Genomic DNA, 23,621 nt, shown 5'->3' on the forward strand with positions numbered 1-23,621 from the left:
ACCGTCATGTCCACATCCCGCAGATCCTTTCTCGCCCGCAGCTCTGCCCTGGCCCTTGGCTCCGCCGCACTGCCATGGAGCCTGCCGGCCCGCGCCGCCGGGCAGTATCCCGACAAGGCGGTACGCCTGTTCGTGCCTTATCCTCCCGGAGCCGCCACTGACAACCTGGGCCGGCTGGCCGCGCAGACATACAGCGAGGCCTACGGGCAGCCATTCGTCGTCGAAAACCGGGGAGGCGGAGGCACTACCATCGGCACGCGCGCCCTGGCCGCATCCGATCCCGACGGCTACAGCATCGGCATGGTCGACTCCGCATTCACGATCAATCCCGGACTGCTCGGCGACAAGCTGCCGTACGACACGCTGAAAGACTTCAAGCCCATCTCGCTGATGGTCACGGCGCCCTTCGTCATGGTGACACATCCTTCCGTGAAGGCAAAGGATCTGGCGGCTTTCATCGCGCTGGCAAAGGCGGAGCCCGGCAGATTCACATTCGGCTCCGCCGGCATCGGCAGCGCGCCTCACCTGGCCGGAGAACAACTGCGCCAGCACGCCGGCATCGATATCCTGCACATCCCTTATCGCGGCGGCGGCACGGTCTTCACCGACCTGCTGGGCGGCCAGTTGCACTTCGCCTTCGGTACTGTTCCCACGCTGCTGGAGCACATCAAGAGCGGCGCGCTGAACGCCATCGCCGTCACCAGCGCAGAACGCGTCGGCCAACTGCCCGATGTCCCCACCTTCCGCGAAGCCGGCCTGCCCGGCGTGGATACGTCTCCCCTGTTCGGCCTGATCGCGCCAGCGGGCACACCCGACGAAATCGTCGCGAAACTGTCCTCCACCATCGCCGAAGCCATACTGCACGGCAGCCTGAACGCGCGTCTTGCGGGTATGGGCTTCCAGCCCGTGGGCAGCACGCCGGAAGCCTTCGCCAAGCGCATCGCCGACGATGTGGCGAAATGGACCCAGGTCATCAAGCAGGGAGGCATCACGCCCGAATAGGCCGGCCCGCTTTGGCGCGCAGCCTGCAGCGCGCATGCGGACACGGTACGATAGCGGCCTGAATTTTCCCATCATTCAGGGCATCAGCAATGAAGGCAGTCATCCAGCGCGTCAGTCAGGCCAGCGTCGCGATCGGCGGCGATATCGCGGGCAGCATCGGCCAGGGCCTGCTGGTGCTGCTGTGCGCGGAAAGGGACGATACGCCCTCCCAAGCCGACAAGCTCCTGGCCAAGCTGTTGAAGCTGCGCATTTTCAGCGACGATGCCAGCGGCAAAATGAACCTCAGTCTCCAGGACATCGGCGGCGGGCTGCTGATCGTCAGCCAGTTCACGCTGGCGGCCGATGTCTGGAGCGGCAACCGCCCCAGCTTCAGCGCGGCGGCCGATCCCGACACGGGCCGCAGGCTGTACGACTATTTCGTCGCCGCCGCGCGCCGGCTGCACCCCATCGTGGCAACAGGCGTCTTCGCCGCGGACATGCAGGTCAGCCTGGTCAACGACGGGCCCGTCACGATCCTGGTCCAGGTCTGAAAAACCTGAAATCCCTCCCGTGCATCACTACGCCGCCGCACTGCCGGCCGGAGACATGCGCCCTCCGGACCCAACCTTCCAAGGCCTCCAGCTTCTATCTAATACACTAACTTGTACGATGACTGATAAGTAGAGTATATTCTCTTCGCTGCCACCAAAGTCCATCCTTTCATCGATAAAAGCAAAATACACAGGAGACATTCATGAAGCACCTAGCCAAAAGCGCCATTGCCGCATGCTGCGCACTCGCATTCGCCATGCCGGCCGCCGCACAAACCGATGCGGCCAATTATCCCGACAAGCCCATCAAGCTGGTCGTTCCCTTTCCCGCCGGCGGCACTTCCGACGTGCTGGGCCGGATGGTCGGCGAGAAGCTGAGCCAGGCATTCGGGCAAACCATCATCGTGGAAAACCGCGCCGGGGCCAACGGCAACATCGGCGCCGACTATGTGGCGCGCTCGGCGCCCGACGGCTACACCCTGCTGCTGGTCGACCTGGGCAATCTCACGATCAGCCCCAGCGTCTACCTCAACATGCCGTTCCATCCCCTGAAGGACCTGACGGGCGTTTCCATCCTGGCCTACTCTCCCCATCTGCTGGTGACGTCCGAAAAACTGCCCGTCAAGACCCAGGAGGAACTGGTGGCCTATGCCAAGGCCAATCCCGGCAAGGTGAACTTCGCCGCGGCCGCCGGCATCGGCAGCGCGCCGCACATGGCCGGCGTGCTGTTCGCGCAGAAGACCGGCGTCGACTGGAACTACATCCCCTACAAAGGCGGCGCGCAGGCCCTGACCGACCTCGTCGGCGGACAGGTCGACGCTACGACCAACGGCATGGTGGCCACCTATCCGCACGTCAAGAACGGCAAGATCCGGCTGCTGGCCGTCACCAGCGAAAAACGCCTGGCGCAGTTGCCCGACGTGCCGACCGTCAGCGAACTCATCCCCGGCTTCGTCACCGGCAGCTGGCAGGGCATCCTGGCTCCGGCGGGCACGCCGGACACCATCGTCGAAAAACTCAATGCCGAGCTGAACAAGATCATCCAGATGCCCGAGATCCAGGAAAAAATGGTCACCCTGGGCGCCGAGCCCATGCAGATGACGCCGGCGGAATTCAACGGCTGGATGCGCACCCAGGTCGAGAACTGGGCTGTCGTCGTGAAAGAAGCGGGCATCAAGATCGACTGATCCGCAACATCTGCACGAGCCCGGCCCCATCATCGCCCGGGCCTTAATCATATCCGCCCCCGCAGACTGGCCGACGCGCCGGTCTGCGGTTTTTTTTTCATGGGCTGGCCCGGAAAATCCAAGCTGAAGACGCACCAACAGGAATGCGCGATAAACACGCATAAATGCGTGTAAAACACACAAAAATACAGATTATTTACTATCCATTTCCGCCACACTCACGCCGAATATACACAAGCCCTTGAAATTCCAGGACTAAGTCCAACTGGCACGCATATTGCTATGGAAAAGGCAGGCGGGTGCGCAATCGACTCACCCGTCCACTGCCTCCCGGCCAGTCGCCCGGGATCATTCTTGCTTGGTATTGGTAGATACATGGACTCACTAAAAATCATCTGCCCCAATGGGCATTTGGGCTTTGCGCCATTGCGCACCGAAAGTTTCAAGCTGGGCGTGGCTGCCGGGCCGGACGTGATTGCCGCGGACTCCGGCAGCGATGACGTCGGCCCCGTTCCATTGGGCACGGATACCTCGACCAGCCCGCAAGGCTGGCAGCGGCACGACCTGGAGCAAATGCTGCTGGCGGCGCGCGAACTGGACGTGCCGATGATCATCGGATCGGCCGGAGACACCGGTGCAAACAGCCGGGTGGACCTGTATGTGCGGATGATTCAGGAGATAGCCGCCCAGCACAAGCTGCCTCCCTTCAAGCTGGGATATTTTTATTCCGAAGTCGATCCCGGACGCGTCCGGGCGGCGCTGCGCCGCGGCGAAACCGTAGCCGGACTGGATGGCTACGCGGACCTGACCGAGGCCGAGCTGGACGCCACCGACCGCATCGTTGCCGTTGCCGGTGTCCACCCCTACCTCGAGCTGCTGCGCTCGGGAGCGCAAGTGATCATCGGCGGCCGCAGCTCCGATGCGGCGGTATTCGCCGCGCCCGCACTGCACCGCGGCTTTCCGGCGGACCTGTCCTATTACCTTGGCAAGGTGCTGGAATGCGCTTCCTTCTGCGCCGAGCCCTATGGCGGCAAGGAAACCGTGATGGGAGAAATCTCCATGGAGGACGTGCGCGTTACCGCCATGCATCCGGCCCAGCGCTGCACCATCGCATCCGTCGCCGGCCATGCCATGTACGAGCGCACCAACCCCTATGACGAATTCTTCCTCGGCGGCCGCCTGGACATGCGCGATTGCAGCTACGAGCAGTTCAGCGAAAAAACCACGCGCATCACGGGGTCGCGATTCCATGCCGCCGACACCCTGCAGGTCAAGCTGGAAGGCGCGGGCAAGGTGGGAGAGCGCTACATCGGTTTCTGCGGCGTGCGCGATCCCTATACCATCGCCAACATCGACAAGGTCATCGGCTGGGCTCGCGAGCAGGCCAGGGACAGATTCGGCGACCAGGGCTACCAACTGCACTACAACGTCTTCGGCCGCGACGGCGTCATGGGCGAGCTGGAACCCCTGCGCCACCAGCCAGGCCACGAGCTGGGCATCATGGTGCAGGGCGTGGCTCCCACCGCAGAGATGGCCGAAGAACTGACTCTCATCGGCTTGCGCCAGCTGTTCTACGCGCGCCTGCCGGACGTGAAAGGCACCGCCGGCTCCGTCTCGTTCCCGCTGGACGAGGTCGTCCAGGCCAGCGCGGCCTACCGCTGGACGCTGAACCATACGCTGCCCGTCCAGGATGCCCTGGAACTATTCCCGACACATCTGATCAACGTCAATGCCTGAAACACAGGAGCCGAACAATATGACTACCCAGCGCCTGGACCAACTGGCCAAAACCATACGCAGCAAGAACGCGGGTGTGAACAAAATCACATTCGATGTCATCTTCCGCGACCGTGAAACCTACGACCATGTACGCCGCACCCAGGTCCTGACACGCAACAGCGTCGCCAGCCTGTTCCGCATTCCGCCCGAGCGCGTGGCCGACTTCGTGGAATACGATCCCGGACTGGCGATCAAGTTCACGTTCTACCGCCTGCGCCCCAGCGGCTCCGCCGGCGACGGCGATATCTTCGGAGCGCAACAGTACGCTCCCTTGCTGGACCTGCCCGTGCCGGTCGACTGACCGGGCGCCCCATCCGCGACGCCGCCTGGCCGCAAGGCCAGGCGCAAACCAGAGACATTCATTCAAGAAGAAACACAGCCATGCGACCGCAGAACGGCATGGCATCGTGAAGGAGATCACACATGAAGACACGCTTCAGCCGCTTCCTCGGCGCCCTGGCCCTGGCTGTTTCGGGCGCAGCATCCGCCGCCACTCCCGTGCCCTCGCAGATCACGCTCCTCGTACCCTTCGGCGCGGGCGCAAGCAATGACTCCATCGCCCGTATCCTGGCCCCGGAGCTGGGCCGCCTGCTCGGCACGCAAGTCATCGTCGAAAACAAGGCCGGCGCGGCAGGCACCATCGGCGCCGCCCATGTCGCCAAATCCGCGCCCGACGGCGCTACGCTGCTGCTGAGCTCATCCACATTCGTCACCGCGGCCGCCACCCAGCCCAGCATGCCGTACGATGCGCTGAAAGCCTTCACCCCGGTCGCCATGGTGGGATCGGGCCCGCTGGTGCTGGGCGTTCCCGGCGCGTCTCCCTACCGCTCGCTGGAAGACTTCCTGTCCGCCGCGCGGCAATCGCCCGGTGCGCTGAACTATGGCAGTTCCGGCATCGGATCGCTGGCCCACCTGGCGACGACGGTACTGGCCGACTCCGCCAAGGTCGACATCACGCACGTGCCGTACAAAGGCGCCGCGGCGGCCGGCAACGATCTGGCCGGCGGCCGCATCGAACTCATGATCGCCAACTACAGTTCGCTGATTCCTTTGCTGGAGGGAGGCAAGGTGCGACTGATCGCCGCCACGTCGCCCGGCCGCGACCCCGCCTTTCCGGATCTGCCGCCGGCCGCCGAAGCCGTGCCGGGATACGAAGCCGATATCTGGGTGGGCATCTTCGCGCCGGCGGGGCTGCCGGCCGACCTGCTGGAAAAATACAACCAGGCCGTCAACCAGGCGAATCAATCGCCGCGCCTGAAAGAGCTGCTGCAACTGGACGGCACCGTGCCCGCCAGCCTGGACAGCGCCGCCTTCGCCCAGCGCGTGGCAGCCGATCTGCAGCGCTGGAAAGCCGTCGCGGACAAGCACAACATTACGGCCAACTGACGCGTTCAAGCGCAAGCCTCGGCCTTCAGACCGAGTCAGGCGAGGCAGTGTTCAATGGTGCCGCAGGCGCCCGGCTTCCTCGCGCCGAGTCTAGGTCCCGTCGCCGCGCCCGGCCGCTTCGGGCGTATCGACGGCGCCCAGCTTGCGCATCTGGTGCCGCAAGGCATGCCGGCTGAGCTTCAGGCGCTCGGCCGCCTTGCCGATACTGCCCTGGCAATCCGCCAGCGCCTGGGCGATCAGACTGCGCTGGAAATGCTCGGTCTGCTCGGCATAGCCGCCAGTCCGCCCGGGACTGCCGGACGGCTGCGCCATGCCCGATAAATCCTGCGCGAGCCCCGCCTGCCGGGCCATCGGCAAAGACGCCATGTCGGAGGGAAGGCTCGCGCCCTGGCCCGTGGAAATCGCCTTTGCCTTCTCGACCTCGCGCACGATGCGCAGCGGCAGATGCGCCTCGCGGATGCAATCGCCTTCTTCGAGAATGCAGATGCGCTCCAGCAGATTGCTCAGCTCCCGCACATTGCCCGGCCATTGATAGCGGCGGAATAGCTCGCGCACTTCCGGCGTCATGGAATGGAAGCGGCTGCCGTGCAGCGCATTGAAGCGGCGCAGGAACTGCTCCGCCAGGACAAAGACATCGTCCCCGCGATCGCGCAGCGGCGGTATGTTGATGGACACCACCTGCAGGCGGTAATAGAGATCGTCCCGGAAGCGCCCCTCCTGGACCTCGCGCAACAGAATCTTGTTGGTGGCGGCAATGAAGCGCGCGGATGTGCCGGATTCCTTTACCGCCCCCAGACGCCGGAAGCGGCGCGTATCGAGCAAGGTCAGGATCTTGGCCTGCATGACGGGATCGAGTTCGCGCACTTCATCCAGGAACACGGTTCCCGCGCTGGCGACCTCCAGCAATCCCGTCTTGCGTTCCACCGCGCCGGTAAAGGCGCCGCGCTCGTGGCCGAACAGCTCCGACTCCAGCAGGCTTCCGGGAATGGCGGCACAGTTGATTTCCGTGAACTCATGCTGCGCGCGGTCGGACAAGGCATGCAAGGCCCTGGCCACCACCCCCTTGCCGGTACCCGTCTCTCCGTAGACGAGAATGATGCCCACCTTGCTGCGCGCCACCTTCGCCACCTGCGCGCGCAACTGCGCCATGGAAGGATGCATTCCTATGATGGCCGGAGCGCCGGCCGGCCAATCCTCCGGCTGTGCGGAAGAATCCCGCGGGGCGCGGGAGTCGGAGCTGGATATCATTACCCTAAGGCCTCGCAATCGTGAGTCGGGGCGGGACCGCCTATCGTATAACATTTCCGCGCCGGCAAGCGTGCGCCGCCAGCGCCGTATAATCGGCTCGGGAGATACGCAATGAAAAAATCCATCATCACAGGGCTATCCTTTGCGGCCCTCGGGCTGCTCAGCATGGGCTTTCTGGGTGTCGCTCTGTATTACCTGGCCTACCCAGTGCTGTATCCCATGTTCGGGGATTTCAATGATTGGACGGGGCCGGATGTCTGGCCCGCCATCGTCTGGGCCAGCCTCCTCTGGCCCATCAGCTTCCCTGTCGCAGCCTGGTTCGACCGCAAGCGGCAGCAGAAATCCGCCGGGCGCGCCAAACGCATCTTCCTATATGCCCTGACCTTGTGGCTGGGCGCGGCAGTCACCTGGATATTCGTCGTATCGATGCAGGATATCCAGTACACGTCCTTCCTGAGCCCTGAGCTTCCGACACACAGCAAACCCGCCCCGGCCTCCAGCGCTCCACAATGAAGGACGCCTTCCCTCTCACACACATGTTGCGAGATCAATGATCCGTCTAAGGATGGTTGGGGCGAGCGAAGATTTCCTCGATCGGCGCCTCCTCTACGGTGCGCCCCAGATACATGATGACGCCCTGATCCGAAATATGCTCTACGACGCCAATATCGTGGCTGATGAACAGGTAAGTGGGATCGAACTGATCGCGCAGGTCCATGAACAGATTGATGATCTGAGCCTGGATCGATACATCGAGCGCTGCAGCGCTTTCATCGCATACCAGGAATTCCGGCTGCTCCGCCAAGACTCGCGTATTGCGGGCCTTCTTGCCCCTGCCAACCCAGCTGGCCCTGATTCCGGACAAGCTGAATGCCTTCACCGACCGCACGATCATCAATAGAGATCAGTTGCTGCGCGAACTCGGCAACATCAGGCAAAACGGCTATTGCGTCAGCCTCGGCGAAGTCGGCGAGCGCCCAGCTGACGTCGGAACTGGCGTAGCGCCGCACCCGTGGCGTCGTCGTTTGGCCGCCCGCACAGAGAGGCAGGCGGTCACATGAATTAATCGGCATAAAGTAATGAGCATAAATTCGTTAGGCTGCGCCTATTCTTCCCTAACAATAATGGGCTGTATCGTAATTTGCCCAGGAACAGTATGCGCGCCGCCAGTTTTTTCTCGGATGATCAGCAGCAGCAGATCACCACCCTGACCGAGCATCTAGATACCCAGGCCCTCTTGTGGCTGTCTGGCTATCTGGCCGGCCTGGCCCGCAACCGGACCCTTCCGGGCCAGGCCTCCGCCACAGGCGCCCGGATCCAGGCGCCCGCGCAACCGGTCTCGGCGCCACAGGACGGCTCAGGCCACCGGATCACAGTCATTTATGGAAGCCAGACCGGCAATGCCAAGCGCCAGGCCGAAGCGCTGTGGGAAGCCTGCCAGGAAGCGGGAGCGCCCGTACGCCTGGTGCGCGCCGACCAGTACCCGACACGGGAACTGAAGGATGAAACCCTGCTGTACGTGGTGATCAGCACCCAGGGCGAGGGAGATCCGCCGGATGATGCCATCGGTTTTGTGGAATTCCTCAAGGGCCGCCGCGCGCCGCGCTTGCAGCAACTCAAATTCGCCGTGCTGGGGCTTGGCGACTCCAGCTATCCCGAGTTCTGCGGGATAGCCCAGCAGCTCGATGCCCGCCTGGCCGAGTTGGGCGCCGAGCGCCTGCAGGCGGCGGGCATGGCCGATGTGGACATCGAGACCGTGGCGGCGCCCTGGCGGCAGGCGGCCCTGGCATGGATACGCCAGCACGCCCTGGCGGATACGGGAGGCGCAGGTGCCCCGGCGCCAACAGGCGGCGCTCAGGCTCCCAGTCCCGGCCAGGCGCGCGCCGTCACGCGCGAGCAACCCATCCCGGCCGAGTTGCTGGCCAATCAGCGCATCACTGGCCGAGGCAGCGAAAAAGCCATCCATCACCTGGAACTCTCGCTCGCAGAAAACGGCCTGAGCTACCAGGCGGGCGATGCCTTGGGCGTCTGGCCTGTGCAGGACGACGCGCTGGTCGAGCGCATTCTGGAGGCCACCGGCCTGGACCCCGCGCAAACAGTTCCTTGCCAGGGTGAAGAGCGCCCCTTGGGAGAGTGGCTGAAGATGCGGCGCGAACTCACCGTACTGACACGGCCTTTCATTGCGGCACATGCAGAGCGGGCCGGGCACGCCGGCCTGGCCGGCTTGCTGCAAGCCGAGTCCCGTCACGAACTGGCCGCCTTGATGTCGGAAAACCAGGTGCTGGATATCCTGCAGCGCTATCCGGCTCCCTGGAGCGCCTGCGATCTGGTGTCTTCGCTGCGCGTCCTGGCGCCTCGCCTGTATTCCATTGCATCCAGCCCATCGCTGTACGAAGACGAAGTGCATCTTGCCGTCGCTAGTGTGGCCTACGAGCGGGACGGGCAGCCTCGCTGGGGCGTTGCTTCCCGTCATCTGTGCTCACTGGCCGAAGGCGACACCCTGCCTGTCTATATCGAGGCCAATGAACGCTTCCGCCTGCCAGACGATGGGCGCTGCGACATCCTCATGATCGGCGCCGGCACAGGCGTGGCTCCGTTTCGCGCCTTCGTGCAGGAACGCCAGGCCCGGGGCGATGCGGGGCGGAACTGGCTGTTCTTCGGCAATCCGCATTTCCAAACGGATTTTCTCTACCAGACGGAATGGCAGCAGGCGCTCAAGCAGGGCAGCCTGCATCGCATCGACCTGGCCTTCTCGCGCGATCAGGCCGACAAGATCTATGTGCAGCATCGACTGCTGGAGCAAGGGGCCGAGGTCTATAAGTGGATCGAGTCCGGCGGCCGCGTCTATGTGTGCGGCGATGCGGCCCGCATGGCGCCGGACGTGCAACAGGCCCTCCTGCAGATCGCGCAGCGCCACGGAGGCCTGGGCGAAGAAGCGGCGCGCAGTTGGCTGGAAACACTGGCCAGCCAGGGGCGCTATGTGCGCGATGTCTATTAAAGAAAAGGCGACAAATGAGCAAGACGGTTTTATCGGAACTGGAGCAGATCAAGCTCGACAGCCGGTTCCTGCGAGGCACTATCGAACAAGGGCTGGCGGATCCGGTCACGGGTTCGATCAGCGAAGACGACAACAAGCTGCTGAAATTCCATGGCAGCTACCAGCAGGACGACCGCGACCTGCGCGACGAGCGCCGGCGGCAGAAGCTGGAGCCGGCCTATTCCTTCATGATCCGCGCCCGCCTGCCGGGCGGCGTAATTTCACCCGCGCAGTGGCTGTCCATGGACACCCTGGCGCAGCGCTATGCCTCGCGCGGCCTGCGCATCACTACGCGCCAGACTCTGCAATGGCATGGCGTGGTCAAGCGGGATCTGAAGGCCACGATGCGCGGCATCAATGAAGCCCTGATCACGACCATCGCCGCTTGCGGTGATGTCAACCGGCAAGTGGTCGGCAGCGTTAATCCGCTGCTGTCGCATGCGCACCAGGTGGTGCAGGAATGGACGAACCGGCTGTCGGACCACTTCATACCGCGCACGCGGGCCTACCATGAGATCTGGCTCGATGGCGAGAAGATCACCGACGAACCCGAAGAAGAGCCCATTTACGGGCCCGCCTACCTGCCGCGTAAATTCAAGATGGGCGTGGCCATCCCTCCCATCAATGACTGCGATGTGTTCGCCCAGGACCTGGGCCTGATCGCCATTATCGAGGATGGCGTCCTGCAGGGATTTAACGTAGCAATCGGCGGCGGCATGGGGGTAACGCACGGCGACCCCGGCACTTACCCCAGATTGGGCTCCGTCATCGGTTTCGCGAGGCCGGAACAGTTGCTGGCCGTGGCCGAGGCCATCGTGACCTTGCAGCGGGATCACGGCAACCGGGACGAGCGCAAGCATGCCCGGCTCAAATACACCGTCGATCGCCTGGGCCCGGCCTGGTTCCAGGAACAGATCGCATTGCGAAGCGGCCATGCCCTGGCCGAAGCCCGGCCCTATCATTTCAAGCACAACGGCGATCAATTCGGCTGGACGCAGGGAGAAGACGGCCAGTGGCATCTGGGCCTGTACATCCCTGCCGGCCGGGTGATCGACGATGCCGAGCGGCGCCTGCAGACCGGCCTGCGAGAGATTGCGGCGATCCACAAGGGCGAATTCCGCCTGACCTGTAATCAGAACATCATCGTGGCCGGTGTCGCGTCCCGCGCCCGCGCACGCATCGACCGCCTGGCGGCCCGGCATGGGCTGGATGTCTACCTGCGCAGCAGCCCCGTGCAGCGCCATCACATCGCCTGCGTGGCATTGCCCACCTGCGGCCTGGCCATGGCCGAGAGCGAGCGCTATGCGCCGCATTTCCTGGCGCACGTGGATACGCTGCTGGCCAAGCACGGGCTGGCCGATACGCCTTTGCTTGTGCGGCTGTCGGGCTGCCCCAATGGCTGCTCGCGCCCCTACCTGGGCGAGATCGCCCTGGTGGGCCGCGCACCCGGGCGTTATGACCTGCGCCTGGGCGCCGATTTTTCAGGCGAGCGCCTGAACCGGATCTACCGGGAAAACATCGACGAAGCCGCCATCCTGGGTGAACTGGACGGCCTGTTCGCCGGCTATGCGACCGACCGCAGGCCGCAGGAGGGCTTCGGAGACTTCCTGGTACGCACGGGAGTGGTGCATGCCTGACACGCGCTCGCCGGCCCTGTTTCCGCTGTTCGCGGATCTTGACGGCCGCCCTGTCCTGGTGGTGGGAGCGGGCAGCGTGGCCGAGCGCAAGGTGCGGCGCCTGCTGGCCTGCGGCGCGCAAGTGCGGGTGGGAGCCGAGCAGATCGGCGAGGCCCTGGCGCAGTTGGCCCGGCAGGGAGCGATCGCATGCACCCAAGCCTCATTCGATCCTTCGTGGCTGGACGATGTCTGGCTTGTGGTGGCGGCCACCGACGATCCGGCCCTCAACCGGCAGGTATCAGCTGCCGCCCGGTCCCGCCGGCTATGGTGCAACGTGGTGGATGATGCGGCCTTGTCCAGCTACCACTCGCCGGCGGTCATTGATCGGGCGCCCTTGGTGGTGGCTGTATCTTCCGGCGGCAGCGCGCCCGCGCTGGCGCGCCGTGTGCGCGCCCAGATCGAAACCGTGCTGCCCCCTTTCCTGGGCCGTTTGTTCTCGCTGGCCGAAAGCCGGCGAACGGCCATTCGCCGCGCTTTCCCCGATCTGAGTCGCCGTCGCGCCTTCTACGATTGGCTGCTGGATGGCCCCGTGTGGCAAGCGTTGCGTCGCGCCCGCGGCCAGGAAGCCTGCGATGGACTGGCGCGCGCCCTGAACGATGCCGAGTCGCAAACCGAAAGGCCGGGCACGGGACGCGTCACCCTGGTGGGCGGCGGTCCGGGCGACCCCGACCTGCTGACGCTGGCCGGGCTGCGCGCCCTGCAAACCGCCGATGTCATTCTGTACGACCACCTCGTCGGCGAAGCCGTGCTGGATCTGGCACGGCGGGATGCCGAGCGTATTCCGGTCGGCAAGCGGCCGGGCGAGGACCACGACGCCACCCAGGCGCGCATCCATGCGCTGATGCTGATGCATGCATCGGCCGGACGCCACGTCGTGCGTCTCAAAGGCGGCGATTCTTTCATCTTCGGGCGCGGGGGCGAAGAACTGGAATACCTGGCGGATCACGGAGTGGCCTATGCCGTCGTCCCGGGAGTGACCGCCGCACTGGCCTGCGCCGCTTATGCGGGTGTCCCGCTGACGCATCGCGATCATGCGCAATCCGTACGATTGATCACGGCGCATCGACGCGACGCCTGGACGGAGCGCGAATGGCAGGACCTGGCCCGTCCCGGCCAGACACTGGCTTTCTACATGGGAGTGGCGCATATGGAGCAACTGGCGCATCAATTGCAGAAGCATGGCTGTTCGCCCGACACGCCATTCGCTCTGGTGGAGCACGGCACGCGCGAGCAGCAACGAGTGCTGTATGGCGAACTGGGCAATCTCCCCGCACAGATGCAAGCTCATGCACTGTCCTCTCCCGCCTTGCTGCTGGTGGGCTCCGTAGCCAGCCTGGGGCCCCGGCTGGCCTGGTTCGGCCGCGTGCTGACCGATGCGCGCGCGCCCGCGACGGCCCAGTCTGCTTATGAAACGATGACATAAGCAATCAAAAAACGATTGGTTCCTTTGCACCTGACTGAACCGTAGGATACATGCTGGTCAGTTCCATGAACAGCATTGAAAGGTGAACGATATGTTGAAGAAAGCTGGATTTTTCTTAGCGGCGCTGTGGGCTGCATTGGTATTTTCCGTACCGGCAGCACAGGCCCAAAGCGGTCCGCGGGAACTGCTGAATGCTTCCTACGATCCCACGCGCGAGCTGTACCGCGAGATCAATGAAAGCTTTATCGGAAAGTACAGGCAGCAGCACGGCGTCGACCTCACGATCCGGCAATCGCACGGCGGCGCCGCCCGCCAGGCGCGGGCGGTCATCGATGGCCTGGAGGCCGATGTCGTAACGCTGGCGCTGGCGTATGACATCGATGCCATCGCCGATTCCGGCCTGTTGCCCCAGGACTGGCAGGCGCGCCTGCCGCTGAACAGCGCTCCCTATACTTCGACCATCGTGTTCCTGGTGCGCAAGGGCAATCCCAAGAACCTGAAGGACTGGGATGACCTGGCCAAGGACGGGGTGCAGGTGATTACGCCCAACCCCAAGACTTCGGGCGGTGCGCGCTGGAACTACCTGGCTGCCTGGGCTTTCGAACTGGAGCGCACCGGAGGCGATCAAGCCAAAGCCCAGGAGTTCGTACGGCGGATCTACCGCAATGTGCCAGTGCTGGACACCGGCGCGCGCGGCTCGACCACCACCTTCGTGGAGCGAGGTCTGGGCGACGTGCTGCTGGCCTGGGAGAACGAAGCCTTCCTGGCGCTCAATGAGCTCGGGCCCGATCAATTCGACATCGTGGTGCCTTCGCTCTCAATCCTGGCGGAGCCTCCAGTAGCGATCGTGGACAAGAATGTGGATCGCCGGGGCACGCGCGCCGTGGCGCAGGCTTACCTGGAGTATCTGTATACGCCGCAGGCCCAGGAAATCATCGCCAGGAATTACTACCGTCCGTCGGACAAAGATGTGGCCGAAAAATACCGGGATCAATTTCCGGTGGCCAAGCTGGTGACCATCGACGGCGCATTCGGCGGCTGGCGCCAGGCCCAGAAGGCGCACTTCGCCGATGGCGGCACCTTCGATCAGATCTACCAGCCGGGCAAGTAGTTCCAGACATGACGAGATCCTTCCCTGCCGCCATGGAGCATCCATGAGCTCGCCATCTCTTCCGGCCCAGGCGCCCGCCTTGGCGCATCGGACTTCGCGGCATCGCCGCGCCGGCGTGCTGCCCGGCTTCGGCCTGACCATGGGCTACTCCGTGCTCTACCTGAGCTTGCTGGTGCTGATCCCCCTGACCACCCTGCCGATCAAATCGGCCGAGCTCGGCTGGACGGACTTCTGGCGCATCATCACCGAGCCCCGGGTGGTAGCGTCCTACCAGCTCACTTTTGGCGCTGCTCTGGCGGCCGCCCTGGTCAATGCCGTCTTTGGCCTGATCGTGGCCTGGGTTCTGGTACGCTATTCCTTCCCCGGCAAGAAACTGGTCGATGCCCTGGTCGATCTGCCTTTCGCCCTGCCCACCGCGGTGGCCGGCATTGCGCTCACCGCGCTGTACGCCACGAATGGCTGGATCGGCGCCCCCCTGCACCAGTGGTTCGGCTGGAAGATCGCCTATACGCCCGCCGGCATCGTCGTGGCGTTGGTCTTCATCGGCCTGCCCTTCGTAGTGCGCACGGTTCAGCCCGTGCTGCAGGATGTGGAGCGGGAACTGGAAGAGGCGGCTGCCAGCCTGGGCGCCGGCCGCTGGTCGACATTCTGGAAAGTCCTGTTGCCCACGCTGCTTCCCGCCTTGCTGACCGGGTTCGCCCTGGCCTTTGCCCGCGCGGTGGGCGAGTACGGCTCCGTGGTTTTCATCGCCGGCAACATGCCCATGGTCTCCGAAATCACGCCGCTGTTGATCATCGCAAAGCTTGAGCAGTACGACTATGCGGGCGCGGCAGCCATCGCCACGGTCATGCTGGTGTTTTCCTTCCTGCTGCTGTTGCTGATTAATGTCCTGCAATGGTGGCAGGATCGGCAGAATGGCCGGAGGGTATGATGGCGCGCGTTCATGACCATCTGAGCGAGCCTGCCTGGATCCGGGGCTGCTTGCAGGTTCTCGCTCTGGGCTTCCTGGCCTTGTTCCTGCTCGTGCCTCTGGCCGCCGTCTTCGTGGAAGCCTTCCGGCGTGGAATCGACCTGTACATACAGTCGATCACCGATCCTGATGCCTGGTCTGCCATCCGCCTGACGCTATGGATCGCCGCCATCTCCCTGCCGGCGAACCTGCTGGCGGGCATCGCCGCCGCCTGGGCCATCACTCGCTTCCAGTTCCGCGGCAAGCAGTTTCTTGTCACCCTGATCGATCTTCCTTTCACAGTATCGCCCGTGGTGGCCGGCCTGATTTTCATCCTGCTGTTCGGCCGGCATGGCTGGTTCGGGCCGTTCCTGCTGGAGCACGACGTAAAGATCGTCTATGCCGTCCCGGGTGTCGTGCTGGCCACCCTGTTCGTCACCTTTCCTTTCGTAGCGCGCTCCCTGATTCCCTTGATGCAGGCGCAAGGCAGCGAAGAAGAGCAGGCGGCGCTCACGCTGGGCGCCGGCGGGTGGACGATTTTCCGGCGAGTGACTTTGCCCAATGTGAAGTGGGGACTGCTGTACGGAGCGATCCTGAGCAATGCGCGCGCCATGGGCGAATTCGGCGCCGTCTCGGTGGTATCGGGACATGTGCGGGGTGTGACCAATACCATGACGCTGCACATCGAGATCCTCTACAACGAATACATGTTTTCGGCGGCATTCGCCGTGGCCTCGCTGCTGGCGCTGCTGGCCATGGTGACCTTGGCCCTCAAAAGCTGGATCGAACATACCACCGGAGGAAAGCATGGGTATTGAAGCCGGGAGCCTGCCTCCTGAACTGGAGCGGCGCTGGGCGGACTTGCTTGAACGGCTGCAGCGGATCGCGCAGCGCTACCCGCAGGCGGCCTGCGCTTCATCGCTGGCCGCAGAGGACATGGTGCTGACGCATGCCATCCTGGGCTCTGGCCTGAACCTGGCCGTATTCTCGCTGGATACGGGCCGCCTGCATGCCGAGACCCTGGCCTTGCTGGATCGCATCCATCAGCGCTATGGCCGCCCCGTGGAAGTCTGGCATCCCGACCCTCAGGCCGTGCAGGAACATGTGCAGGAGCATGGCGCCTATGCCTTCTACGAAAGCCTGGCGCTGCGCAAGGCCTGCTGCCACATCCGCAAGGTGGAACCCCTGCGAAGGGCGCTGCGTGGGCGGGGCGCCTGGATTACCGGCCAGCGCCGTGAGCAGGCCGCCACGCGCCATGAACTGCCGCTTGAAGAGGATGATGCCGTATTCGGCCTGCGCAAGTTCAACCCCTTGGCGGACTGGTCGCACGAAGACATCTGGCAGACCATCCGCTGGTTCGACATTCCCTACAACCCCCTGCATGATCAGGGCTACCCGTCGATCGGCTGCGAGCCCTGTACGCGCGCCATCAAGCCGGGCGAAGACCTGCGCGCCGGGCGCTGGTGGTGGGAATCCGCCGACTCCAAGGAGTGCGGCCTGCATGCCGGCAATCTGCGCACGGCCGCGCCGCCGCCCGCCCAACCCGGGCGAGGCTCCGCCCCAACCCAAGAATAGGAACTCTCATGGTCGCATTGAAGATCGACAGCCATCTGGACTGGCTCGAAGCCGAATCCATCCATATCCTGCGCGAGGTAGCCGCGGAATGCGAACGTCCGGTACTGCTGTTTTCCGGCGGCAAGGACTCCTGCGTCCTGCTGCGCCTGGCCGAGAAGGCATTTCGTCCAGGACCTTTCCCGTTCCCATTGATGCACATCGACACCGGCCACAATTTCGATGAGGTCATCCAGTTTCGCGACCTGCGCGTCCAGGAACTGGGCGAGACGCTGATCGTTCGCAGTGTCGAGGACTCCATGGCGCGCGGCTCGGTCGTGCTGCGCCAGGCTACGGACTCACGCAATGCCGCCCAGGCCGTCACCCTGCTGGAGGCCATCGAGGAATTCGGCTTCACCGCCTGCATCGGCGGCGCCCGGCGCGACGAGGAAAAGGCGCGCGCCAAGGAGCGCATCTTCTCGTTCCGCGATGGCTTCGGACAATGGGATCCCAAGGCGCAGCGACCGGAACTCTGGAATCTGTACAACACCCAGGTCCATGCCGGCGAGAATATCCGGGTCTTCCCGATCTCCAACTGGACGGAGCTGGATGTCTGGCAGTACATCCGCCAGGAGGATATCAGCCTGCCCAGCATCTATTACGCGCATGAGCGGCCCGTGGTGCGTCGCCGCGGGCTGCTCGTGCCCATCACCCCGTTGACCCCGCCCCAGGACGGAGAAACCGTGGAGACGCTGTCCGTCCGGTTCCGCACGGTGGGCGACATCTCCTGCACTTGCCCGGTGGCCTCGGAAGCCGCCCGGGTGGAAGACATCATTACCGAAACCGCACTCACCACCATTACCGAACGGGGCGCCACGCGGATGGATGACCAGACATCCGAAGCGTCGATGGAGCGCCGCAAGCGCGAAGGATACTTCTGATATGAACGCACCCTACGAATCCCTGCAGGTGGAACGCGATCACAACGTGCTGCGTTTCATCACAGCCGGCTCGGTGGACGATGGCAAATCCACGCTGATCGGCCGCCTGCTCTACGACAGCAAAGGCGTTTATGCCGACCAGCTGCAGGCAGTGGCCGCCTCGCGCTATCGGCGCGGCCCGGCCGATGACCTGAACCTGGCTCTGCTCACCGATGGCCTGGAAGCCGAGCGGGAGCAGGGCATTACCATCGACGTGGCCTACCGCTATTTCACGACGCCCCGGCGCAAGTTCATTGTGGCCGATGCGCCCGGGCACGAGCAATACACGCGCAATATGGTGACCGGAGCTTCTACCGCGCATGCCGCCGTGATCCTCATCGATGCCACCAAGGTCCACGACGGGCAACTGCTGGTGCAGACACGCCGGCACAGTACCATCGCCCGGTTGCTGGGAGTACGGCACATCATCCTGGCCGTGAACAAGCTGGACCTGCTCGACTGGGACCCGGCCGTGTTTTCACGCATCACCCAATCCTATGCCGAACTCGCCGGACGCCTGGGCATCGCCCAGTTCCGGGCAATTCCCGTCTCCGCCCTGCTGGGCGACAATGTCGTGCATTCCTCCGGGAATACGCCCTGGTACCAGGGGCCCACATTGCTGGAGCACCTGGAATCACTGGAGGCCGGCGTCAGCCAGGAGCACGGCCCATTGCGTTTTTCCGTGCAGTGGGTAATGCGCCACAACGGCCACCAGGCCGATGATCTGCGCGCTTATGCCGGACAGGTCGTGAGCGGCGCCTTGCGCGTCGGGGAGTCGATCGTGGTGCAGCCATCGGGCGTCCAGGCCACGATCCAGCAATTGCTCAACCATGATGGTCCCGTACCGGAAGCGCGCGCCGGATCGCCCGTGACCGTAGTACTGAGTGAAAATGTCGATGTATCGCGCGGCGATTGGTTCAGCCATGCCGTGGATGCGCCCCTGGTCGGCAACGCCTTCGAGGCCGACCTCGCCTGGCTCGATGCCCGGCCGCTCAGCACTCAGCGGCGCTACCTGGTCAAGCATGGCGCCAGGATCAGCAGCGCGCGGGTGCGCCAGGTGCATACCCGGCGCGATCTCCAGAAACTGGAAGAACTGCCTGCCGGAGAAGCCGTGCTGGCCATGAACGATATCGGCCGCGTATCGATCCAGGTCCGGGACGCTCTTGCGGTGGACAGCTATACCCGGCTGCCCGCCACCGGCGCATTCATCCTGATCGACGAAGCCACGCACCAGACAGTCGCGGGAGGGATGATCCGCGGCGAAGCCCAGTAAGGTCCCAGCACAGCGGCTGTCCATGGCCGCACAGCGCTCCCGCCCCGGCAAGCGCCAAACACAGAGGAGAGTCCGCGCAGTCCAGCAAATTGCCTCTTGCATAAATGCTAAATTCGTATTCGACGATGACGGAGGCAATATGCTTGAACCAGGCACTGTCCGAAGCGGGGATCGGCCATCGCGCGAGGCGGCCATGGGCGGGGATGCCGCCGCCGAACCGCCGGAAGCTTTCACGATCGCCGCCCCGATCGACCTGCAAGACCGGATCGCGGCTGCGCTCTTCACTTATTCCGACCTGTTTGCGGCAGCGCGGCGGCGCCTGCTGTACATTCTCGGATGGGTGGTGCCGGTGTTGCTGGCGATGACGGGTTTCTCGTCCTGGCAGGAGGGCGATCGCCAGGATATCAGCGCTTTTGTCTCCCGCTTCGCCGCCGACCTGCTCGGCCTGGGCGGTCTGCCCATTCTGGTCGTCGTCGTGCCGGTGCTGCTCTATTACGCCATCCAGCCCACTCTCGTTCGCAGTCGCCTGAAACGCTGGTACCGGGACGAGCGACTCGACCAACCCATCTCCGCAACCTATCGCTTTGAACCGGGCGGCATCACCGTGTTTCTGCCCGGACGCCGGACTGTGCTCGCCTGCTCGCGCATTAGCGGTGTAGCCGAAACAACCACGCATCTCTTCATCCAGCTCAAGGATATCGAGGACGTCCTCACCCTGCCGCTGCGCCTGCTATCCGGCGAACAGATCGCGCATATCAAGGCATGGGCCGCATCCTGCCATGCCGGCGCCGTCGGAGCAGCTCACAGCCTGCCGGAACAGGAAGCGCCTCCCGATCGGCCGCCGCTGCTGTCCACGCGGTTTCAACTGACCGAGGAAGACCGCGCCGTCGCGCTGGGCTGGCAGATGGAGCGCCCCGGTATGTGGCGCCGTCGCCGTCGCGGCTTCATCCTCGCCTTTCTGGCCACCGCCCTCATCGTGCCGCTGATCTTCGGCTTTCTCTGGCTGCTGGACCCTGTACGGGTTCCCCTCCGTTATGCCTTGCCACTCTTCGTCGAGATGTTCGCGACCACCTTCTGGCAATATGTGCTCGGTTTCTGGGCGCTCATCGCCGTCATCATCGTCCTGCACCCCTGGGCGCGGCGCCGGCATGCACGTCAGCTCGCGCGGCAGATACAGAAACGGGTGCAGGCTTATGAGTACGAAGTGCGGCTTTACGACGACAGGCTCGAAGTCTGGCAGGATGGCTGGCGCAACAGCTTCGAGACGGCCAGCCTCGAAGGCATCGAGCGCCGGGACGAGCATTTCATCCTGCTCCGGAAGGAAGACGAACCTCTGATCCTGCCGCTGCGCGCGCTCGATGGCGACAAGCTGTCCATCTTCGAGCGCGCCATCGCTCGCCGCATCGGCGGGGAAAACCATCGGCCGGAGGCAAGAACATGAGAAAGCCACGCGCAATCGACGTCGCTGCGCTGTTCGCGGCGCTGGTGCTTTCAGCAGCGATGAAGATCTCCTGGGCCGAGACCATCGCCATGCCTCACGGACTCTCGGTCGAAATACCCGAGGGCTGGGTAGTGGAGGGCTCGCCTGAGGGTACGCTTTCCAAGACCGGACTCCGCCGGGTGCGGTTCGTTTGCCAAAGCGAAGCCTGCGAGCAAACACAGGAAACCTGCACCATCCTCATGCGCGAGCAAAAGATAGAAGGCGAGGACGACACAGCCAAGCTGCACGCGCTCTATGCGTCGCCTTTCAAGCGCTACTTTCGTCTGCGCGCCGTACTGCGCGCGACCGGCCGCGACGCCGAGATCCGCAAGCCGCTCGAGCTGGTGCGCATCGGCGATCGAGAATGGCATCGGGTCGAGACCGATGCGCGGCACAACTACAAATCAGGCTTGTTTGCCGAGACGGTCGTCGACGGCCTCTATGTCGGCGGGATCTGCAAGTCCTGCGAAACGGGCGAGGAGCGCCACCTGAGCGGCCTGCAGATACTGGCCAGCCTGAAATCGAACAGGGACGCCATCGCAAATTGATATCATTGAACAAATGGCGGCCATGGCGGGATTCGAGCTGGCGTTATGGGGTATGATCCCCACCAAAATCGTATCAAGTAGTACCCTGGAAGTACCCAAAATGTTTGATTGGTTCCCTATAGTCTTCATTGCATTCAAGCTGATCGTGTTCGGCACAGGCATGTTTTTCGCCATTAAGTGGCATTACGATCAAGGGAAGAAGAAGAAATAACGCAACCGGTTGTTGATGGTCATGATTTCGTAAGCGCCCCCTATAGACCCCATAGCCAGTAGAATTTCGGACCATCCCCCACCTGGAGACTCTCTTGCAGCGCTTGCGCGAGCCGGAGACGCAGAATGCCCGACTCAAACGCATGCATACCGATCCGGTGCTGTCTCGCTGAGGGGGCCTCCCCACCGCCACAAAAAATAAAAGCCCCGAAAGGGGCTTAATATTTACACGTAAGTGCTTGAATCAATGGCGGACAGGGTGGGATTCGAACCCACGGTACGCTTATCACGTACGCCTGATTTCGAGTCACGCGCCCCATAAGCTATTATAAATAAATCCCTTTAAAATCAAGACCAACTGATGCTATCCGTTCCCTGAATTACCGTTTATTTATACAGCTTAATGCCTACTCGGGGCGTATTTTGGTCACACAATAAAGAGCCAGCCAAGCACCACTACCTGCCACACAACCTGCCCCACGTCTCCGCCTCGATTTCCACGTAGCGCAGCACACGTATGGGGGTGGCGGCGTCTATCTCGGCGTCAGGGCGTCGTAGCTCGCCTCACACGTCAGTCCCGCCCCTCGGGCAGCGTCTCCGTACTCTGCAAGCTCTCCAGCAGCTTGGCTAAGCCTGCCGAGCATGTAGGCAAGCAGATCGACGGCCTGGGCGGCTGTCGGGCCTCCCTCGGCAAGGGCGGGATACCTGGCGCGGGCGTCGGCAGCCAGCGCGTTGACTCGGTTGCGCAGCCGGTCAGCAGCAGCACGGGCAGAAGCAGCATCAGCAGCCGATGTTGCGGACATTTTTTCGGCATTATCACGGGCATTCTCCAGCGCGGCGTATCTGCGCCGCTCTTCGTCGAGCGTTGATTTCATGGCATCAGATGATGCTGTGGCGATGGACTCCAGCACCCACGCATGCTCGGCCTGTATGCGTGCCATGCTGGCATCGTGTCGCCAGCCCAGCACTATCCACGTCAGTGCCACGGATAGCGCCGCCACGGCCGCGTATCCGCGCCATCCTGCCAGCCTCCCGAGTAGCCATGTCATCGCTGCAACCTCCTGATACCCTGCACATACCCGGCAACCCGTGACCAGGACATGACCTGGCGGCGCATGCGCGTTCCGATGCCCAGATGCACCCAATCTGTGCTGCCCTGCTCGTAGATGAGCTGATCGAACTGGATGCCGCTGTCGCGGATGGCCTCGCAGATATGCATGACATGTCCGTAGCCTGGACACACGAAATCCGCAGCTAAGCCATTGCTGTGGTCGCTCGTCTGGCTCCCGCCAATCGCGCGATTCAGCGCCGGGGATCTATATCCGCTAGTGATAATCATCGGCTTGCCGCCCAGCAGTTCCCTAACCTCCTCCAGCGTTGCAGCCAGGGTTCGGAGATTGTCAATCTGCGCGGCCGACGGCGTGTTATCAATGCCTCTGGACTGCGCAACGATGGATCTCGTCAGTTCCGCAAGCGTGAAATGATCCGATAACCTCATAGCCGCCTCCCCAGCATGCAGGCAACATTCCCTCGCGCCCGCCACGTCAGCGCTGCCAGCGCCAGGGCCACAGCAGCCTCGGACCAGTGTGCGGGCTGGTGCTCGATGCCAATTGCCACCGCCCGCGCAAACGCTCCTACCATCAACGCATACGCAGACACCGATACCCAGCGTCGAAACCTCGCACCATTGCGCTGGTAGCACAGCAATCTGCACGTCACGTACAGCCATGCGGATACGACGATGATCTCCATGTCAGCCTCCCTTGCGAAACACTGATACGAGCGCATCCCAGACGGCACGCACGCTCATCGTGCGGATGCGGTCAATGAGCGTAATCGTGGTCTGCACAACAACGGCAGACGCAACGAACGCAATAACAAGCGGCTCTTTGATGGGCGACAGCCCCGCCAGATCTGGAACCGCCGCGTAGCCCACGACCAGCGAGATCAGCGCGTAGACCAGGCGCGGCACCAGGCTGGTGTCCTTTGATGTGATCGCGAACGTCACCGCCCCTGCGAACGCCCCAAATACGGCGCCGGGGTCAAGACCCGTTATCCAGGCCGTCGCCCCGACCGTAGTTGCGACTACACCGGCGGTAGCCGCACTTGCTGCTGGCTCTGTCATTACCACTCCAGAAAACAAAAAGCCCCATGAAGGGGCGCGTTTGGTACAAGGGCGATTTGCCCATGAACCGTAGAAAACAAAGACTTGCGCTCGCCTGTCCGACGTTGAGCGAGGCATTGACCAGAT

Annotated in this window: 24 protein-coding genes and 1 pseudogene; 19 read left to right on the forward strand and 6 right to left on the reverse strand. The window is 63.5% G+C overall.

The annotated features are described in order from the left end of the window. The first annotated feature begins 6 nt into the window (after positions 1 to 6). The 6 genes from EV686_RS16545 to EV686_RS16570 all read left to right on the forward strand — a co-directional run bounded on the left by EV686_RS16545 (position 7) and on the right by EV686_RS16570 (position 5,884). Complete coding sequence (locus EV686_RS16545; RefSeq protein ID WP_132478069.1) at positions 7 to 1,002, forward strand: Bug family tripartite tricarboxylate transporter substrate binding protein; 996 nt, start codon at positions 7 to 9, stop codon at positions 1,000 to 1,002. 89 nt (positions 1,003 to 1,091) lie between these two features. Further along, positions 1,092 to 1,532 (forward strand): D-aminoacyl-tRNA deacylase, encoded by a 441-nt coding sequence (gene dtd, locus EV686_RS16550; RefSeq protein WP_132478070.1) that lies wholly within the window; start codon positions 1,092 to 1,094, stop codon positions 1,530 to 1,532. 203 nt (positions 1,533 to 1,735) lie between these two features. Next, positions 1,736 to 2,719, forward strand: coding sequence for a Bug family tripartite tricarboxylate transporter substrate binding protein (locus tag EV686_RS16555; RefSeq protein WP_132478071.1), 984 nt, complete (start codon positions 1,736 to 1,738; stop codon positions 2,717 to 2,719). 375 nt (positions 2,720 to 3,094) lie between these two features. Continuing rightward, positions 3,095 to 4,456, forward strand: coding sequence for an acyclic terpene utilization AtuA family protein (locus EV686_RS16560; RefSeq protein WP_132478072.1), 1,362 nt, complete (start codon positions 3,095 to 3,097; stop codon positions 4,454 to 4,456). A gap of 19 nt (positions 4,457 to 4,475) precedes the next feature. Then, positions 4,476 to 4,799, forward strand: a complete 324-nt coding sequence (locus EV686_RS16565; protein WP_132478073.1) for a DUF4387 domain-containing protein — start codon at positions 4,476 to 4,478, stop codon at positions 4,797 to 4,799. Between the two features lie 122 nt (positions 4,800 to 4,921). Further along, positions 4,922 to 5,884, forward strand: coding sequence for a Bug family tripartite tricarboxylate transporter substrate binding protein (locus EV686_RS16570; RefSeq protein WP_132478074.1), 963 nt, complete (start codon positions 4,922 to 4,924; stop codon positions 5,882 to 5,884). Between the two features lie 90 nt (positions 5,885 to 5,974). Here the strand turns inward: EV686_RS16570 and EV686_RS16575 are convergent, their stop codons facing one another. Then, positions 5,975 to 7,132, reverse strand: coding sequence for a sigma-54 interaction domain-containing protein (locus EV686_RS16575; protein ID WP_132478075.1), 1,158 nt, complete (start codon positions 7,130 to 7,132; stop codon positions 5,975 to 5,977). 111 nt (positions 7,133 to 7,243) lie between these two features. Between EV686_RS16575 and EV686_RS16580 the strand changes: the two genes are divergently transcribed. Further along, positions 7,244 to 7,645, forward strand: coding sequence for a hypothetical protein (locus EV686_RS16580; RefSeq protein ID WP_132478076.1), 402 nt, complete (start codon positions 7,244 to 7,246; stop codon positions 7,643 to 7,645). A gap of 49 nt (positions 7,646 to 7,694) precedes the next feature. Here the strand turns inward: EV686_RS16580 and EV686_RS16585 are convergent. Next, positions 7,695 to 7,943 (reverse strand): annotated as a pseudogene (locus EV686_RS16585) (ABC transporter ATP-binding protein); the annotation flags it as partial. A gap of 16 nt (positions 7,944 to 7,959) precedes the next feature. Here EV686_RS16585 and EV686_RS19160 point away from each other — a divergent pair. From EV686_RS19160 to EV686_RS16645, 12 genes are all read left to right on the forward strand, one after another. After that, entirely contained in the window at positions 7,960 to 8,193 is a 234-nt protein-coding gene (locus EV686_RS19160) for an IclR family transcriptional regulator domain-containing protein (protein ID WP_165972659.1), read from the forward strand. Between the two features lie 95 nt (positions 8,194 to 8,288). After that, entirely contained in the window at positions 8,289 to 10,130 is a 1,842-nt protein-coding gene (locus tag EV686_RS16595) for an assimilatory sulfite reductase (NADPH) flavoprotein subunit (RefSeq protein WP_132478077.1), read from the forward strand. 14 nt (positions 10,131 to 10,144) lie between these two features. Further along, positions 10,145 to 11,806, forward strand: coding sequence for an assimilatory sulfite reductase (NADPH) hemoprotein subunit (gene cysI / locus EV686_RS16600; protein WP_132478078.1), 1,662 nt, complete (start codon positions 10,145 to 10,147; stop codon positions 11,804 to 11,806). Next, a complete protein-coding gene (gene cysG / locus EV686_RS16605) occupies positions 11,799 to 13,268 on the forward strand; it encodes a siroheme synthase CysG (RefSeq protein ID WP_132478079.1) in 1,470 nt (489 codons plus the stop codon). The genes cysI and cysG overlap by 8 nt, the downstream gene beginning before the upstream one ends. A 91-nt stretch (positions 13,269 to 13,359) precedes the next feature. Continuing rightward, positions 13,360 to 14,379: a sulfate ABC transporter substrate-binding protein gene (locus tag EV686_RS16610; protein ID WP_132478080.1), complete on the forward strand. Its 1,020-nt coding sequence runs from the start codon at positions 13,360 to 13,362 to the stop codon at positions 14,377 to 14,379. A 43-nt stretch (positions 14,380 to 14,422) separates the two neighbouring features. Then, positions 14,423 to 15,310: a sulfate ABC transporter permease subunit CysT gene (gene cysT, locus EV686_RS16615; RefSeq protein WP_132478081.1), complete on the forward strand. Its 888-nt coding sequence runs from the start codon at positions 14,423 to 14,425 to the stop codon at positions 15,308 to 15,310. Continuing rightward, positions 15,307 to 16,146, forward strand: coding sequence for a sulfate ABC transporter permease subunit CysW (gene cysW / locus EV686_RS16620; protein WP_132478082.1), 840 nt, complete (start codon positions 15,307 to 15,309; stop codon positions 16,144 to 16,146). The genes cysT and cysW overlap by 4 nt, the downstream gene beginning before the upstream one ends. Continuing rightward, positions 16,136 to 16,903: a phosphoadenylyl-sulfate reductase gene (locus EV686_RS16625; protein ID WP_132478083.1), complete on the forward strand. Its 768-nt coding sequence runs from the start codon at positions 16,136 to 16,138 to the stop codon at positions 16,901 to 16,903. Before cysW ends, EV686_RS16625 begins: the two co-directional genes overlap by 11 nt. Positions 16,904 to 16,911: 8 nt before the next feature. Then, on the forward strand, positions 16,912 to 17,820 hold the full coding sequence (gene cysD / locus EV686_RS16630) for a sulfate adenylyltransferase subunit CysD (RefSeq protein WP_132478084.1): 909 nt from the start codon (positions 16,912 to 16,914) through the stop codon (positions 17,818 to 17,820). A 1-nt stretch (position 17,821) separates the two neighbouring features. Continuing rightward, the gene (locus EV686_RS16635) at positions 17,822 to 19,132 is read left to right on the forward strand and encodes a sulfate adenylyltransferase subunit 1 (RefSeq protein ID WP_132478085.1); all 1,311 of its coding nucleotides are present in this window, start codon (positions 17,822 to 17,824) and stop codon (positions 19,130 to 19,132) included. Between the two features lie 193 nt (positions 19,133 to 19,325). Continuing rightward, positions 19,326 to 20,573: a YcxB family protein gene (locus EV686_RS16640; protein ID WP_132478086.1), complete on the forward strand. Its 1,248-nt coding sequence runs from the start codon at positions 19,326 to 19,328 to the stop codon at positions 20,571 to 20,573. Next, complete coding sequence (locus EV686_RS16645; RefSeq protein ID WP_132478087.1) at positions 20,570 to 21,160, forward strand: hypothetical protein; 591 nt, start codon at positions 20,570 to 20,572, stop codon at positions 21,158 to 21,160. The genes EV686_RS16640 and EV686_RS16645 overlap by 4 nt, the downstream gene beginning before the upstream one ends. Positions 21,161 to 21,903: 743 nt before the next feature. On the opposite strand, the gene EV686_RS16655 is transcribed toward EV686_RS16645, so the two are convergent. Genes EV686_RS16655 through EV686_RS16670 form a run of 4 tightly spaced genes read right to left on the reverse strand, consistent with a single transcriptional unit; the run spans position 21,904 to position 23,495 of the window. After that, on the reverse strand, positions 21,904 to 22,419 hold the full coding sequence (locus EV686_RS16655; protein WP_243650929.1) for a DUF2514 family protein: 516 nt from the start codon (positions 22,417 to 22,419) through the stop codon (positions 21,904 to 21,906). Beyond that, positions 22,416 to 22,868: a D-Ala-D-Ala carboxypeptidase family metallohydrolase gene (locus tag EV686_RS16660; protein ID WP_132478089.1), complete on the reverse strand. Its 453-nt coding sequence runs from the start codon at positions 22,866 to 22,868 to the stop codon at positions 22,416 to 22,418. Before EV686_RS16660 ends, EV686_RS16655 begins: the two co-directional genes overlap by 4 nt. Beyond that, on the reverse strand, positions 22,865 to 23,122 hold the full coding sequence (locus EV686_RS16665; protein WP_165972660.1) for a phage holin family protein: 258 nt from the start codon (positions 23,120 to 23,122) through the stop codon (positions 22,865 to 22,867). The genes EV686_RS16660 and EV686_RS16665 overlap by 4 nt, the downstream gene beginning before the upstream one ends. Position 23,123: 1 nt before the next feature. Beyond that, the gene (locus tag EV686_RS16670; RefSeq protein WP_165972526.1) at positions 23,124 to 23,495 is read right to left on the reverse strand and encodes a putative holin; all 372 of its coding nucleotides are present in this window, start codon (positions 23,493 to 23,495) and stop codon (positions 23,124 to 23,126) included. Positions 23,496 to 23,621: the final 126 nt, after the last annotated feature.

The sequence above is a fragment of the Paracandidimonas soli genome (genome assembly GCF_004342005.1).
Lineage (GTDB): Bacteria > Pseudomonadota > Gammaproteobacteria > Burkholderiales > Burkholderiaceae_B > Paracandidimonas > Paracandidimonas soli.